We start from the raw sequence: 15,121 nt of genomic DNA on the forward strand, positions 1-15,121 counted from the left end.
ACATGCCTAATTTCTTTATCGATCGCCCAATATTTGCGTGGGTGATCGCCATTATCATCATGTTGGCAGGGGGGCTCGCGATCCTCAAATTGCCGGTAGCGCAATATCCGACTATTGCACCGCCAGCAGTGACGATCTCCGCGACCTACCCTGGCGCTGATGCCAAAACAGTACAGGATACTGTTACGCAGGTTATCGAACAGAACATGAACGGTATCGATAACCTGATGTACATGTCCTCTAACAGTGACTCCACGGGTACCGTGCAGATCACCCTAACCTTCCAGTCTGGTACTGATGCGGATATCGCGCAGGTACAGGTGCAGAACAAACTGCAGCTGGCCATGCCGTTGCTGCCTCAGGAAGTACAGCAACAAGGGGTTAGCGTTGAGAAGTCATCCAGCAGCTTCCTGATGGTTGTCGGTGTTATCAACACCAACGGCACCATGACGCAGGAGGATATTTCCGACTACGTTGGCGCCAACATGAAGGATGCCATCAGCCGTACTTCAGGTGTGGGTGATGTTCAGCTGTTCGGTTCTCAGTACGCGATGCGTATCTGGATGGATCCGAACAAACTGAACAACTTCCAGCTGACGCCGGTTGATGTAATCAGCGCCATCAAAGCGCAGAACGCCCAGGTTGCAGCCGGTCAGTTAGGTGGTACACCACCGGTGAAAGGCCAACAGCTTAACGCGTCAATCATCGCGCAAACCCGTCTGACCTCCGCTGATGAGTTCAGCAAAATTCTGCTGAAAGTGAATCAGGATGGTTCCCAGGTTCGTCTGCGTGACGTGGCGAAAGTGGAACTGGGCGGTGAGAACTACGACATCATTGCGAAGTTCAACGGTAAACCGGCATCCGGTCTGGGTATCAAGCTGGCGACAGGTGCTAACGCCCTGGATACAGCAAACGCTATCCGCGATGAACTGAAGAAGATGGAACCGTTCTTCCCGTCAGGTCTGAAGATCGTTTACCCGTATGACACCACACCGTTCGTGAAAATCTCTATTCACGAAGTAGTGAAAACGCTGGCGGAAGCAATCATCCTCGTGTTCCTGGTAATGTATCTGTTCCTGCAGAACTTCCGCGCGACGCTGATTCCGACTATCGCCGTGCCGGTGGTGCTCTTGGGTACGTTTGCCGTCCTTGCGATTTTCGGCTTCTCGATAAACACCCTGACGATGTTCGGAATGGTGCTCGCCATCGGCCTGCTGGTGGATGACGCCATCGTTGTGGTCGAGAACGTTGAACGTGTAATGGCTGAGGAAGGACTACCGCCGAAGGAAGCAACGCGTAAATCAATGGGCCAGATTCAGGGCGCACTGGTGGGTATCGCGATGGTACTGTCAGCGGTATTTATCCCAATGGCGTTCTTCGGGGGTTCTACCGGTGCAATTTACCGTCAGTTCTCCATCACCATTGTTTCCGCGATGGCGTTGTCTGTACTGGTGGCATTGATTCTGACCCCTGCCCTGTGTGCGACCATGCTCAAACCGATTGCTAAAGGCGATCACGGAGAAGGCAAAAAAGGCTTCTTCGGCTGGTTTAACCGCATGTTCGATAAGAGTACGCACCATTACACCGATAGCGTAGGCGGTATTCTGCGCAGCACCGGTCGTTATCTGGCGCTGTATCTGATCATCGTTGTGGGCATGGCCTATCTGTTCGTTCGTCTGCCAAGTTCGTTCCTGCCAGATGAAGATCAGGGGGTATTCCTGTCTATGGCTCAGCTGCCTGCGGGTGCAACGCAAGAGCGTACCCAGAAGGTGCTGGACGAAATGACGGATTACTATCTGACCAAAGAAAAAGCGAACGTTGAATCGGTGTTTGCTGTTAACGGCTTCGGTTTTGCAGGTCGTGGTCAGAACACCGGTATCGCATTCGTCTCTTTGAAAGACTGGAGTGAACGTCCAGGTAAAGAGAACAAAGTTGAAGCGATTACTCAACGTGCAATGGGCGCATTCTCGCAGATCAAAGACGCGATGGTCTTTGCCTTTAACCTGCCAGCGATTGTGGAGTTAGGGACCGCAACCGGTTTTGACTTCCAGTTGATTGACCAGGCAGGTCTGGGCCATGAGAAGCTGACTCAGGCGCGTAACCAACTGTTTGGTGAAGTCGCGAAGCATCCTGATCTGTTGGTCGGTGTTCGTCCTAACGGTCTGGAAGATACGCCGCAGTTCAAGATCGATATCGATCAGGAAAAAGCGCAGGCTCTGGGCGTTTCCATTAGTGATATTAATACAACGCTGGGTGCAGCATGGGGCGGAAGCTACGTGAATGACTTCATCGACCGTGGTCGTGTGAAGAAAGTTTACGTCATGTCTGAAGCGAAATACCGTATGTTGCCGGAAGATATTGGAAACTGGTATGTCCGCGGCAGCGATGGACAGATGGTACCGTTCTCCGCCTTCTCTACCTCACGTTGGGAATACGGTTCACCGCGTCTGGAACGCTATAACGGTCTGCCGTCCATGGAAATCTTAGGCCAGGCCGCTCCGGGTAAAAGTACCGGTGAAGCCATGGCCATGATGGAGCAACTGGCCAGCAAACTGCCATCCGGTATCGGTTATGACTGGACCGGTATGTCCTACCAGGAACGACTGTCCGGCAACCAGGCCCCTGCCCTGTATGCCATTTCACTGATCGTCGTGTTCTTGTGTCTGGCAGCGCTGTACGAGAGCTGGTCAATTCCGTTCTCCGTAATGCTGGTTGTACCGCTGGGTGTTATCGGTGCATTGCTGGCAGCAACGTTCCGCGGCCTGACCAACGACGTTTACTTCCAGGTAGGCCTGCTCACAACCATTGGGTTGTCGGCGAAGAACGCGATACTTATCGTCGAATTCGCCAAAGACTTGATGGATAAAGAGGGTAAAGGTCTGATAGAGGCGACGCTGGACGCAGTACGCATGCGTTTACGTCCAATCCTGATGACGTCACTGGCCTTTATTCTGGGCGTAATGCCGCTGGTCATCAGCTCCGGCGCAGGTTCCGGTGCACAGAACGCCGTTGGTACTGGCGTAATGGGCGGGATGGTGACGGCAACCGTGTTGGCGATCTTCTTTGTTCCGGTGTTCTTTGTGGTGGTACGCCGCCGCTTTAGCCGCAAAAATGAAGATATTGAGCATAGGCACTCAGTAGAGCATCATTGATACATCTCTAAAGATAAGGCCGCGCAAGCGGCCTTTTTTCTGGAAAAATCATAAAAATCACTTATTGCCATTCCGTTTATTTTCTATCGGATAAATAAGCGATATAATCCTTGCAGCCTTAAAGGCTATTCTTAAAAAAACAGCGAGAGTTCTTATTTACTTTAATAAATATTAAGATTAATCCTATCCACTGGTTCACATTGTCGGTTGTTGCCTTTCGTTGCTAAACCTAAACAAGATAACCCGATGATTGCCCGAAGAATAAAGAAATTGTCCCATTTCGAATAGCGGCATTTATCTGTTAAAATGTAAAAATGACGTAGCATCATAATTTTACATAATTGTAATTTTTCGTGATATGACGATGAAATCTTTTTTAGAGTAGATTATAGTTAAATCATCAGGAGTCGCGGGCAAGTTCCAGGTAGTTGTTGTATCCATCCCGAAAGGTGTTCGGTTAGTTTAAGCCACTAAGAAGGGGATGCGTTATGGATGAATACTCACCCAAAAGACATGATATCGCGCAGCTTAAATTTCTCTGCGAAACTCTGTATCATGACTGTCTTGCAAACCTTGAACAAAGTAACCATGGCTGGGTTAATGACCCTACCTCTGCAACCAGCTTGCAGCTCAATGAACTGATAGAGCATATTGCAACCTTCGCACTTAATTATAAAATTAAGTACAATGAGGACAATAAGCTGATCGCGCAGATAGATGAATACCTGGATGACACTTTTATGTTGTTCAGCAGTTATGGTATTAATACGCAGGATCTGCAGAAATGGCGGAAGTCAGGTAATCGACTGTTTCGCTGTTTTGTCAATGCCACCAGGGCTAATCCTGTTAGTTTGTCTTGTTAAAAATTATTACAATCATAGGTAAGAGTTATGTCCGATAAACCATTAACTAAAACAGATTATTTGATGCGCCTGCGACGTTGCCAGACAATTGATACGCTAGAGCGCGTTATTGAAAAAAATAAATATGAATTGTCCGACAACGAACTGGCTGTATTTTACTCAGCAGCAGATCATCGCCTTGCTGAATTGACCATGAATAAGCTTTACGACAAGATTCCAACTTCTGTTTGGAAATTCATTCGCTAATTGCACTCAAGGTTAAGTCAGGTATAGCGGTACCGTTGTCTGGCTGACCATTTTCGTATTTACAATGGTTATTTAATTCAAATCGCGTGACTATGATCACAGCAAAGAAGCGGGAACGTTCCCCTTTTTTGCATTACGTTTTACTGTGCTGAAATAACCTTCAGTACACAGGGAATTCGTAATGCGTAATGAAAAGCAAAAAATGATCGCCGGCGAATACTATCGCCCGGCAGATGAAACGCTGCGCAGTGACAGACTACGCGCTCGTCAGTTGATCCATCGCTACAATCTCACCGCACCCGATGAAAAAAATGAGCGTCAGGCAATCCTGCACGATCTGTTAGGTCAGAGTGAGGGAGCCTATATTGAACCCTCTTTCCGTTGTGATTACGGTTATAACATCTATCTTGGTAAAGACTTTTACGCTAATTTCGACTGCGTTATGCTCGACGTCTGTCCAATTCATATTGGCGACAACTGCATGCTGGCACCAGGCGTTCATATCTATACCGCGACCCATCCGCTGGATGCTACCGAGCGCAACAGTGGCCTGGAGTTCGGGAAGCCCGTGACTATCGGCAATAATGTCTGGATAGGTGGCCGTGCAGTGATCAATCCCGGCGTCACGCTGGGCGATAACGTGGTTGTGGCATCAGGCGCAGTGGTCACTAAAAGCGTTCCGGCAAACACCGTGGTTGGGGGCAATCCCGCAAGGATCATCAAAACGCTGTGATCTTAAATGTAACTGTTATGCTAAATTGCGGTTAATCTGTTACTTTCTTCAAAGGGTATCCCCTTTTAAAATAGGGCGATCCCTCCTGAATTTTGCAGATATCACGAAGGCAAGAGATGACAGAAATACAGCGCCTGCTTACTGAAACAATCGACGACTTAAATATTCGCGAGAAGCGCGACAACAAACCGCGCTTTAGCATCAGCTTTATTCGCAAACACCCAGGGCTGTTTATCGGCATGTATGTTGCGTGGTTTGCCACGCTGGCGGTGATGCTACAGTCAGAAACGTTAGTCGATTCGGTATGGCTGCTGGTGGTACTGTTCGTTGTACTCAACGGCTTTTTCTTTTTCGACGTTGCGCCACGATACCGCTTTGAAGATATCGACGTTCTGGATTTTAGAGTTTGCTATAACGGAGAATGGTACAACACGCGCTTTGTCCCCTCCTCGCTCATCGATACTATCCTGCACTCACCGTCCGTGGATAGCGAACATAAAGCACAGTTGCAAAAGATGATATCGCGCAAAGGCGAACTCTCGTTTTACGATGTCTTTACGCTTACCCGCGCCCAGAACAGCCAGTAACGGCATCTCAGCACAGATAAAAAAAGTGCGTTCCTGCGAAGGTAACGCACTTTAATCCCTGAAATGCTGGCAAAGAAACTAACGTCTTTTTTTACGCCCCTGTACTGCTTTAAAGCGCGGATTCGTTTTGCAGATAACGTACAAACGCCCTTTACGTTTCACTATCTGGCAGTCAGGATGACGCTGTTTTGCGCTGCGAAGTGAATTGAGTACCTGCATTTTAACCCCGCTTAACGCCAATAAAATGACCAAAACGTTTTTGGAAACGTGCTGCACTACCTTCATTATCAAAGGTTTTTTGTTTCCCGGTATAGTACGGATGTGATTTAGAAGAGATATCGAGGGTCACGTACGGGTACATTTTCCCCTCAAACTCAATCTCACGCTCAGTCTTGATGGTCGAGCCGACCTTAAAGAATTCATTGGCACTGGTATCGTGAAACACTACGGTACGGTAAAAAGGATGAATATCCGGTTTCATGGCAACCTCAATTTGTTACGTTATAACATAACCATCAAAATACACCACTCTTGTACAAACCACAACCTGATTTACGCTACAGAGATTTAAACGGGATGATAAATGGCCGTAAATATATGATGCCAATCGAATAGCTTTTTGGGGTTTCGGATATACTTTCCCTACGCTGTGTAAATAAGGATATCACTGTGACAACACGACATTTGATAAGCCTGGTGACTGGGGTACTGTTCCTTTCCATCCTCGCGCCTGTAGGTTTAAGCCTGTGGCTGGCACATCGTCAGGTCGAAACGAAATTTATCGATGAACTCGACATGTTCTCAACTCGAGTCGCATTACGTACGGAACGCGTAGGCGAGCAGGCGAAAAAAGCATTACGCAATATTGAAGCTTTTCAGGGAGTGCCTTGCAGTGACGAGCATTTGCTGGAAATGCGTCGTTTGTCCTATAGCTACCGCTATATTCAGGAAGTGCTGTACCTCAAAGATAATGTTCCGCAATGCTCATCTCTGGAAAAAAGAAGCCAGGCAGACGCATTTCCACCCGCAATGAAAGTCACGCCTGATGGATATCGCGCATGGCTTACCACGCAAAATGATTTGGGCATCAAGCGCTTTATGGCAGCATTAGGGAGCGAACATTATGTTGTGATGGTCGATCCGGGTTCTTTCATTGACGTCATCCCTTTTGGCTCATGGCCGATTGAAGTGACTATCATTGGCACCGTGCGCAACGTTGTTGTTGCCAGTAGCGCCGATCTGCCATCGGACGTTTTGCAGCATGTACAGCAAGAAAAATCGATTACTCATTTTAAAAAAGATGGCAGCATTTATAACGCCCGCCCCTTTCCTGAGTTGGGTATTACGATCGTAACCTGGGCATCTACCCTGCCGTTACAAAAAATCTGGCACCGACAGGCGCTGATCTGGCTTCCGGCAGGCATCCTTATCGGCTTGCTCACCGCCGCCTTTGTTTTGCGCATTTTGCGCCGCTTACAGTCGCCCCATCACCAGTTACAGGACGCTATCCAGCATCGGGATATCAAGGTCTACTACCAACCGATTATCTCGCTCAAAACGGGAAAAGTCGTCGGGGCTGAAGCACTGGCTCGCTGGCAACAGGCTGACGGAAGCTATCTGTCGCCAGAAATTTTCGTCGCGCTGGCGCAAGAGACCGGGCTGACAGAGCCTCTCACACGGTTGATTATTGAAAGCGTATTTGAAGATTTAGGTAAATGGCTGCGTCAGCATCCGGAGCAGCATATATCCATCAATCTTGAGTCAGCCGATCTCGCCTCCGAAACGCTTCCTGCTCTGTTAAGCCAGAAAGTGAACCACTGGCAACTTAAGCCTACGCAAATCGCGCTGGAACTAACCGAACGCGAGTTTGCCGACCCGAAAAACAGCGCGCCGTTTATTGCTAAATACCGTCAGGCAGGCCACTCGATCTATATCGATGATTTTGGCACCGGCTATTCCAGCCTGAGCTATTTACAGGATCTGGATGTCGACATCCTGAAAATAGACAAATCGTTCGTTGATGCACTGGAGTACAACAACGTGACGCCACATATTATCGAGATAGCGAAAACGTTGAAGCTGGAGATGGTGGCGGAAGGTATCGAAACCGAGAATCAGGAAGCCTGGCTACGCCAGCACGGCGTCCAGTACGGTCAGGGCTGGCTTTACAGCAAAGCGCTGCCGAAGGCGGAATTTATTCTGTGGGCAGAAAAACGGCTTTAACATTGCTGTTGATGTTGAGATGGCTGGCGGCACGCCGCACAGCCAGTCACATCACTCTTCCATAATGGGCGCAAATCCACCGTAGATCATTCGCTTGCCATCAAATGGCATAGATTCACCGAACTCCTTCATACGGGGATCGGACATCATCTTCTGATTCGCCGCATCGCGGACCTCTTTGGAAGGGTATTCAATCCAGCTGAATACCACTTCTTCATGCTCCTGTGCTTTCACAGCCATGCGAAAATCGGTCAGTTTGCCGTCGGGGACATCATCTGCCCAGCACTCCACTACGCGCAATGCACCGAACTCCTTGAAAAGCGGAGCTGCTTTTGCCGCCATCGCAATGTACGCCTCCTTGTTTTCAGCGGGTACGGCAACCACAAAGCCATCAACATACTTCATGAGAAAAACCTCCGAAGTGTACTGCGCGGCAAGCCGATTCCGGCCGCGTCAGTCGAGGTTAAGTTTAGTCGCCAGTAGGCGATCGCGCCCCAGGTGCATTCCTGATACGCGTACGTGACTGCGGCTGATGCCGAAACCACGGCAGGCAAAGCTGAATCAACGGTCCGATAGCCAAGGCATACAGCACCGTACCAACCCCCACGGTTCCCCCCAGCAGCCAACCGATAAGCAGCACCGACACTTCGATTGCGGTTCGAATTCGTCGTACTGGCCAGCCGGTACGCGCGTGGATACCGGTCATCAGACCATCACGCGGACCGGCGCCAAAACCTGCGCCAATGTACAGGCTGGTTGCTAACGCATTCAATATTACCGCTGACACCAGCAGCCCACTGCGCGCCAGCAGAGATTCAAATCCAGGAATCACCAGCAGCGCGGCATCTGCCGCCAGCCCGATCATAATCACGTTGCTCAGCGTGCCAAAGCCTGGACGCTGGCGCAGCGGTATCCACGCCAGCAACACCAACACGCCCACGGCAATAATCACCACGCCGATATTCATCGACAATAAATTGGCTACACCCAGGTGAAACACGTTCCACGGATCGGCCCCTAAATCAGCACGGACAAACATCGCAGTCGATACACCGTACAGTGTCAGCCCGATAAACAGCTGAAGCAAACGACGCAGCATGCTTTTCCCCTCTCACTCTCAGATAACTTTCATCTTCACCGCAATTGGCACTATGATTAATGTCCAGTTTTCAAAAAGTGGACTGCTATGTCATCTCGCCGTTATGGAAGTCAGTCTTTGCAACGCCTGCTCGGACACTGGCTGGAAAGCCCCTCGCGAACGCCCATCTGGCGACAGCTGGCAGAAGCGTTACGTCTGCTTATTCTCGATGGTCGACTGGCGCTGGATAGCCGCTTACCGGGTGAACGCGAGCTCGCCGTCGTCCTGCAAGTAAGTCGAACTACCGTCGCCAGCGCTATGGCGCAACTGCGTGAAGAGGGATATCTGGAAAGCCGTCATGGTAGCGGCTCACGGGTGATCCTGCCGGAACATATTCGCCATGTGCCAACCCGGACCAGCACCGGCACAGCGCTTGATTTGTCCACGGCGGCACTAAGTGCCGGTCCCGAAATTCATCAGGCTTACCAGCAGGCGCTGTTTGCTATGCCACAGCATTTGCTGAGCTCCGGGTATTTGCCGCAGGGGCTGTCGGTATTGCGTGAGTCCATCGCTCAGCATTATTGCGATCGCGGGCTCCCGACGCAGCCCGATGAAATCATGGTCGTGAATGGTGCAGTCAGCGGCCTGGCGCTGATCCTGCGTTTGCTCACCGGCCCCGGCGATCGCGTAGTGGTCGATCACCCCACTTATCCGCTGGCGATTGCCGCGATTCAAGGCGCATCCTGTCGCCCCGTCGGCGTGTCGCTACCCGAGCACGGTTGGGATACCGCGGGTCTGGTCGCCACCATCGCGCAAACCGCACCGAGAATGGCCTACCTGATGCCGGACTTTCACAATCCGACCGGGCGTTGCATGGACGCTGCAACTCGCCAGGTCGTGGCGGATATTGCCGAACGAACCCGCACTACCCTGGTGGTCGATGAGACGATGGTGAACCTGTGGTATGACGCCCTGCCGCCGCCGCCGCTTGCCGCATTCAATCGCGACGCGCCGATCATTCTATTGGGTTCAGCCGGGAAAAGCTTTTGGGGGGGATTACGTCTGGGCTGGATCCGGGCGTCGGCGCGAACCATTGCGGCGCTGGTACAAACCCGCGACACCTTCGATTTAGGCTCCCCGGTGCTTGAACAACTTGCCACCAGCTGGCTGCTGGATAACGCCGCCGACTTTCTTCCTGACAGAAGACGGCTACTCACATCGCAGCGCGATCTGTGCTCGAGCCTGATGAACGCACATTTCCCGGAGTGGCAGTTTACCCAGCCACAGGGAGGACTCTCTTTTTGGGTTGAACTGCCCGATACGCTGGCAACGCTATTCGCTACGCGCGCCGAAAGCGTAGGCATTCAATTAGGAACCGGTACGCGGTTTGGGCTTGATGGCGCATTCGATCGTTTTTTGCGTATGCCTTTCACGTTGCCGGATGACACAGCGCGTGCCGCCTTCAGGGTGTTACAACCCATTTGGGATAACCTGCGTTTGCAGGCCAGCAGCGGGAAAGTACGCAAAATAATCTAAGCGACGAGTCAAAGGACTCGCCCTTATAAGCCGGGATGGATGAAAGAGTCCCGGTGATATTACCGCTGAGGGGGAACCGGAAAACCCTTCAGTGAAATCACGAAATTTTCACCGTCTTTCTTAATTTTTGCCCCGGCATCACACCAGTCTGAGGCAATACGGAAGAACTCGTCGCTGCCGACGTTCCAGCTCAGACGAACATGTTTCACATAACCGGAGCGTAGTAAATCACAAGCTTCGCCGTAATTACAGGCAGTTGAGAGCGGTTGTTGTTTCATTTTTTCTTCTTCAGTAGTCTGCGCAACGCTTTGATTTCTTTAGGAGTCAGTGCTTCAACTACGGACTCTTCCGTATGCTGGCTATCGATATCTTCAGCGGAGACTCCCGCCTCTTCAACGGCGGTAAACGCAATCAGCAGCAGTTTTTCCGTCGCAACACTTAAATTTTCGTTATGCACTTCAGCGTAATGGCGAAGCTTTTCTTTTAGCGCCTCATCAATTTTGACATTCAATACAGCGGTCGACATCGTAGAAAATCCTTGTGGTCAGCCAAAACACACCGAATGTAAGACCCTGTCGTTACAGCGCGATGGCGGCGGCAAAAGCATCAAATTACATCCCCGAAACACATTGACAGCATTTGATGACAATAAAATGACAATACGATGACAAAGAAAAGAAGATAAGCAGAAGGGAAATTGCCGGACGGCAGAATTGGGTGGGGGCCCTGCCAGCTACATCCCGGCACACACGTCATCTGCCTTGGCTGCTTCCTTCCGGACCTGACCTGGTAAACAGAGTAGTGTTGCGGGAGAACCAACAGAGCCCCCATTGAGAGCGTTGTTAACCAACGCGCAGGCGCATTATCACTGCTGCACCCCGTAATTGCAACCCATCCAGCATCGGATGCTGTTTTCTTGTGCAATGCGGCTTCACTCCCTCGCCATTCGGCATTATGCTGGAGGATTAGCGCAGGAATAAATAATGGATATACAAGACACTTTCCCCCAACGCGTCTGGCAAATCGTCGCGTCAATCCCCGAAGGTTTCGTCACCACGTATGGCGATGTTGCCAGGCTTGCCGGTTCGCCGCGCGCTGCGCGCCAGGTCGGCGGCGTGCTTAAGCGTCTCCCCGAAGGCAGCACTTTGCCCTGGCATCGGGTGGTTAATCGTCATGGTGCCATTTCGCTGACCGGCCCCGACTTACAACGGCAGCGTCAGGCGTTGCTGGCAGAAGGAATTGTGGTTTCAGGAAGCGGGCAGATAGATTTACAGCGCTATCGCTGGGTGTACTAACCCTCTCCAGGCGGAGAGGGTCACGACTGCCTTAGTACTGCGTGGGAGCAGGAACGGCAGAAGAAGGATTCACCTGGGTTGGTGACGTTGACGGCACCGTGGTGGTTGCCCCACCGCTTGCCTGAACCGGTACTGCTGTTTGCTGTACAGGGACCAGCGTCAGGTCAGCTTTCGTACCACCCTGATTAATGACCGTCTGAACGGTATCAGTAATAAAGACCAGTTTGTCATTAACCGTAATTGCCGCACTCAGCAGAATACGGGCGTTAGGCTGAATATCTGCCGGGTTAAATGGTAATACAAAGCTGAATGGCGCCTGCTTACCTTCAGTACGGACCGCTTTTTGCGACAGCACTTTTGACGGTGCATCGGCCAGCGACGCATCTGACAGCGTGACGGTCAGCACCGCATCGGGTGGCAAGGCCACTTTCTGGCGGATCCATACTGTACCGGAAACATTGGGCTGCTGAATTTTAGACTGTGTGTCAGCAATTGACGTATTAGGGCTTGGCGCAGGTGTCTGAATATCCGCACTTTTATCAGCACAGGCTGCCAGAGCGACCGCAACCGCTAAACCACTTACCATGTGCACGAGTTTCATTAAATTCTCCTTATCATCTATGCACCAGCGAGAACTTTCCTCGCCAGAAGAGTGGTTAACAAAAACATAACGTGACTAAGTGTGGCACAAGACAGCTGTTTTTGCCTGTAATAGGCCTTTAATTCAGACAATTGCACCCATCGGACCACTTTCAAAATTGCGTTATACTCTGCCTACCTCGCTGCGAGATCGATATAACCTGGAGAGCACGTATGAGTCTGGCGCTGAAAAATTTGCTGACATTGTTAAATCTGGAAAAAATTGAAGAAGGACTCTTTCGGGGCCAAAGTGAAGACTTAGGATTACGTCAGGTTTTTGGGGGACAGGTTGTCGGTCAGGCGCTGTATGCAGCCAAAGAAACCGTACCGGAAGAGCGTCTGGTGCACTCCTTCCACAGCTATTTTTTACGCCCCGGCGATAGCCAAAAACCCATCATCTATGATGTAGAAGTCTTGCGTGATGGTAACAGCTTCAGCGCGCGCCGCGTTGCCGCAATTCAGAATGGTAAACCCATTTTTTACATGACCGCCTCTTTCCAGGCACCGGAAGACGGATTTGAGCATCAGAAAACCATGCCGGATGCGCCGGGTCCCGATGAGCTGAAATCAGAAACAGAAATTGCCCGCTCAGTGGCGCATTTGCTGCCGCCGCTGTTGAAAGAAAAATTTATCAACGATCGTCCGTTGGAAGTGCGCCCGGTTGAATTTCATAACCCCTTAAAAGGTCACGTCGCACCTCCGGCGCGCCAGGTATGGATCCGTGCAAACGGCGAGCTGCAGGACGATCTGCGCGTCCATCAATATCTGCTGGGTTATGCCTCAGACCTGAACTTCCTACCTGTAGCGCTGCAACCGTACGGGATTGGTTTTCTGGAAAAAGGGATTCAGATCGCCACCATTGACCATTCAATGTGGTTCCACCGTCCGTTCAATATTAATGAGTGGCTGTTGTATAACGTCGAGAGTACTTCGGCCTCCGGTGCCAGAGGTTTTGTACGCGGGGAGTTTTATACGCAGGACGGCGTGCTGGTCGCCTCTACCGTGCAGGAAGGGGTAATGCGTAATCGCAATTGAGAATTACCGGATGGTGGCGCAAAAGCGTTACCATCCGGCAGATTGAAACATCAAGCGTTGTAAGCGTTCTCGCCGTGACTGTTCACATCCAGACCTTCGCGTTCCTGCTCTTCCGGTACGCGCAGACCCACCGTCATATCCGCCAGCTTATAGCCAATGAAGGCCACCACGCCGGACCAGACGATGGTGATCGCCACGCTTTCCAGTTGCACCAGCAGCTGATGCCCCATGGTAACGCCCTCAGCAAATCCCACGCCGCCCAGAGAGCTGGCAGCGAAAACCCCGGTCAGGATGCAGCCAACAATACCGCACACGCCGTGCACGCCAAACACGTCACACGGATCGTCCACGCGCAGAAAACGCTTCAGCATGGTTACGCCCCACAGACCAGCCAACCCCGCAACCACACCGATAATCAGCGCCCCGCCGACACCGATGTAGCCACATGCAGGTGTTACGCCCACCAGACCTGCAATAGCACCGGAACAGGCGCCCAGCAGAGACGGTTTACCACGCAGCGCCCATTCACCGAAGATCCATCCGAGGATGGCGGCAGCGGTGGCGACCACGGTATTGACGAAGGCCAGTGCAGCAATTTCATTCGCCGTTCCCGCTGAACCGGCGTTAAAGCCAAACCAACCAATGTAGAGAATAGCGGTACCGGTGAAGACCATCGGCAGGTTATGCGGTTTAAAGGCTTCTTTGCCAAAACCGACGCGTTTGCCAATCAGATACGCGCCAACCAGACCGGCAATCGCTGCGTTGATGTGCACGACCGTCCCGCCCGCAAAATCCAGTGCGCCGTGAGAAGCCAGCAATCCGCCGCCCCAGACCATATGTGCAATGGGGATGTACGACAGCGTTAACCACACCACCACAAAAATCAGCACCGCAGAGAAACGAATACGCTCAGCCAGCGCCCCGACAATCAGCCCAACGGTGATGCAGGCAAAAGATCCCTGAAAAGCAACGTGAATGTACTGGTAGAAGCTCCCCGTGACCGCCGTCAGCGCGATGTTCTTCAGCAATACCCAGTTGAAGTTGCCGAAGAAATTATTCCCTTCGCCAAAGGCCAGTGAGTAGCCATAAACCACCCATAGAATACAAACCAGAGCGAATGTCACCGTCACCTGAGTCAGCATCGACAGCACGTTCTTACCGCGAATCAAACCGCCGTAGAACAACGCAATGCCAGGGATAGTCATAAACAGCACCAGCGCGGTACAGATCATCATAAAAGCGTTATCTGCTTTATCCGCAACCGCCGGTGCCGCCATTGCCAGTCCCGGCAGTAGCGCCAGTGAAGCAATACCCGTTTTCATCGTTGCTATCTTCATTTTTTGGTTTCCTATCACTGTGTGCCAGAAGTTACAGTGCGGCTTCGTCGGCTTCGCCGGTACGAATACGAATCACACGTTGCAGCTCGGCGACGAAGATTTTGCCGTCGCCAATTTTTCCGGTGTATGCCGCCTTACTGATGACATCAATCACGCCATCCAGTTGGTCGTCGGCAATCGCCACATCAATCTTCACCTTTGGCAGAAAATTGACGCTATATTCAGCCCCACGGTACAGCTCAGCATGACCTTTCTGTCGGCCAAACCCCTTCACTTCGGTGACGGTCAGCCCCTGAATACCAATAGACGACAGTGCTTCACGGACGTCTTCCAGTTTGAACGGTTTGATTACCACGGTAACCAGCTTCATAGATCCCCTCCAGTCAGAATTCAGTAG

General features: G+C 51.3%; 17 protein-coding genes, 1 other RNA gene and 1 pseudogene. 9 read left to right on the plus strand and 10 right to left on the minus strand.

The features are described from left to right. The first annotated feature begins 2 nt into the window (after positions 1–2). The 5 genes from acrB to OGY04_RS12920 all read left to right on the plus strand — a co-directional run bounded on the left by acrB (position 3) and on the right by OGY04_RS12920 (position 5,581). Positions 3–3,152, plus strand: a complete 3,150-nt coding sequence (gene acrB / locus OGY04_RS12900; protein WP_286585367.1) for an efflux RND transporter permease AcrB — start codon at positions 3–5, stop codon at positions 3,150–3,152. Between the two features lie 488 nt (positions 3,153–3,640). Beyond that, positions 3,641–4,015 (plus strand): Hha toxicity modulator TomB, encoded by a 375-nt coding sequence (gene tomB / locus OGY04_RS12905; protein WP_003021733.1) that lies wholly within the window; start codon positions 3,641–3,643, stop codon positions 4,013–4,015. Positions 4,016–4,042: 27 nt separating this feature from the next. Next, on the plus strand, positions 4,043–4,261 hold the full coding sequence (gene hha, locus OGY04_RS12910; RefSeq protein ID WP_002892050.1) for a hemolysin expression-modulating protein Hha: 219 nt from the start codon (positions 4,043–4,045) through the stop codon (positions 4,259–4,261). A gap of 181 nt (positions 4,262–4,442) precedes the next feature. Further along, on the plus strand, positions 4,443–4,994 hold the full coding sequence (gene maa, locus OGY04_RS12915) for a maltose O-acetyltransferase (RefSeq protein ID WP_003835924.1): 552 nt from the start codon (positions 4,443–4,445) through the stop codon (positions 4,992–4,994). Positions 4,995–5,110: 116 nt separating this feature from the next. Beyond that, positions 5,111–5,581, plus strand: a complete 471-nt coding sequence (locus tag OGY04_RS12920; protein WP_063941318.1) for a YlaC family protein — start codon at positions 5,111–5,113, stop codon at positions 5,579–5,581. A gap of 78 nt (positions 5,582–5,659) precedes the next feature. Here the strand turns inward: OGY04_RS12920 and ykgO are convergent, their stop codons facing one another. Then, positions 5,660–5,800, minus strand: coding sequence for a type B 50S ribosomal protein L36 (ykgO, locus tag OGY04_RS12925; RefSeq protein ID WP_005125190.1), 141 nt, complete (start codon positions 5,798–5,800; stop codon positions 5,660–5,662). Between the two features lies 1 nt (position 5,801). Further along, the gene (locus tag OGY04_RS12930) at positions 5,802–6,062 is read right to left on the minus strand and encodes a type B 50S ribosomal protein L31 (RefSeq protein WP_008783961.1); all 261 of its coding nucleotides are present in this window, start codon (positions 6,060–6,062) and stop codon (positions 5,802–5,804) included. Between the two features lie 188 nt (positions 6,063–6,250). On the opposite strand from OGY04_RS12930, the gene pdeB reads away from it, so the two are divergent. Continuing rightward, positions 6,251–7,804 carry a cyclic di-3',5'-guanosine monophosphate phosphodiesterase PdeB gene (gene pdeB / locus OGY04_RS12935; RefSeq protein ID WP_286585368.1) on the plus strand — a complete coding sequence of 518 codons (1,554 nt, stop codon included), beginning with the start codon at positions 6,251–6,253 and terminating at the stop codon, positions 7,802–7,804. Between the two features lie 51 nt (positions 7,805–7,855). On the opposite strand, the gene OGY04_RS12940 is transcribed toward pdeB, so the two are convergent. Together OGY04_RS12940 and yczE are read right to left on the minus strand one after the other, a co-directional pair. Beyond that, on the minus strand, positions 7,856–8,209 hold the full coding sequence (locus OGY04_RS12940; RefSeq protein ID WP_008783959.1) for a DUF1428 domain-containing protein: 354 nt from the start codon (positions 8,207–8,209) through the stop codon (positions 7,856–7,858). 64 nt (positions 8,210–8,273) lie between these two features. Then, on the minus strand, positions 8,274–8,903 hold the full coding sequence (yczE, locus tag OGY04_RS12945) for a membrane protein YczE (protein WP_048214785.1): 630 nt from the start codon (positions 8,901–8,903) through the stop codon (positions 8,274–8,276). Between the two features lie 87 nt (positions 8,904–8,990). Between yczE and yczR the strand changes: the two genes are divergently transcribed. Continuing rightward, entirely contained in the window at positions 8,991–10,418 is a 1,428-nt protein-coding gene (gene yczR, locus OGY04_RS12950) for a MocR-like transcription factor YczR (protein WP_286585369.1), read from the plus strand. 59 nt (positions 10,419–10,477) lie between these two features. On the opposite strand, the gene OGY04_RS12955 is transcribed toward yczR, so the two are convergent. The 3 genes from OGY04_RS12955 to ffs form a co-directional block, all read right to left on the minus strand. Then, a complete protein-coding gene (locus OGY04_RS12955) occupies positions 10,478–10,696 on the minus strand; it encodes a hypothetical protein (protein ID WP_048226283.1) in 219 nt (72 codons plus the stop codon). Further along, positions 10,693–10,944: a hypothetical protein gene (locus tag OGY04_RS12960; RefSeq protein ID WP_003831029.1), complete on the minus strand. Its 252-nt coding sequence runs from the start codon at positions 10,942–10,944 to the stop codon at positions 10,693–10,695. Before OGY04_RS12960 ends, OGY04_RS12955 begins: the two co-directional genes overlap by 4 nt. Before the next feature lie 198 nt (positions 10,945–11,142). After that, an RNA gene (ffs, locus tag OGY04_RS12965) (signal recognition particle sRNA small type) lies at positions 11,143–11,239 on the minus strand. Positions 11,240–11,323: 84 nt separating this feature from the next. Between ffs and OGY04_RS12970 the strand changes: the two are divergent. Beyond that, positions 11,324–11,713: pseudogene (locus tag OGY04_RS12970) on the plus strand (MGMT family protein). Positions 11,714–11,744: 31 nt separating this feature from the next. On the opposite strand, the gene OGY04_RS12975 reads toward OGY04_RS12970, so the two are convergent. Then, complete coding sequence (locus OGY04_RS12975) at positions 11,745–12,314, minus strand: YbaY family lipoprotein (RefSeq protein WP_008783955.1); 570 nt, start codon at positions 12,312–12,314, stop codon at positions 11,745–11,747. 212 nt (positions 12,315–12,526) lie between these two features. Here OGY04_RS12975 and tesB point away from each other — a divergent pair, with 212 nt between their 5' ends. Then, positions 12,527–13,387, plus strand: coding sequence for an acyl-CoA thioesterase II (gene tesB / locus OGY04_RS12980; RefSeq protein ID WP_003831027.1), 861 nt, complete (start codon positions 12,527–12,529; stop codon positions 13,385–13,387). Between the two features lie 50 nt (positions 13,388–13,437). Here tesB and amtB read toward each other — a convergent pair whose 3' ends face one another. Beyond that, complete coding sequence (gene amtB, locus OGY04_RS12985; protein ID WP_008783954.1) at positions 13,438–14,724, minus strand: ammonium transporter AmtB; 1,287 nt, start codon at positions 14,722–14,724, stop codon at positions 13,438–13,440. A gap of 31 nt (positions 14,725–14,755) precedes the next feature. Next, on the minus strand, positions 14,756–15,094 hold the full coding sequence (gene glnK, locus OGY04_RS12990) for a P-II family nitrogen regulator (protein ID WP_003021657.1): 339 nt from the start codon (positions 15,092–15,094) through the stop codon (positions 14,756–14,758). Positions 15,095–15,121: the final 27 nt, after the last annotated feature.

Source organism: Citrobacter sp. Cpo091 (genome assembly GCF_030332645.1).
Lineage (GTDB): Bacteria > Pseudomonadota > Gammaproteobacteria > Enterobacterales > Enterobacteriaceae > Citrobacter > Citrobacter portucalensis.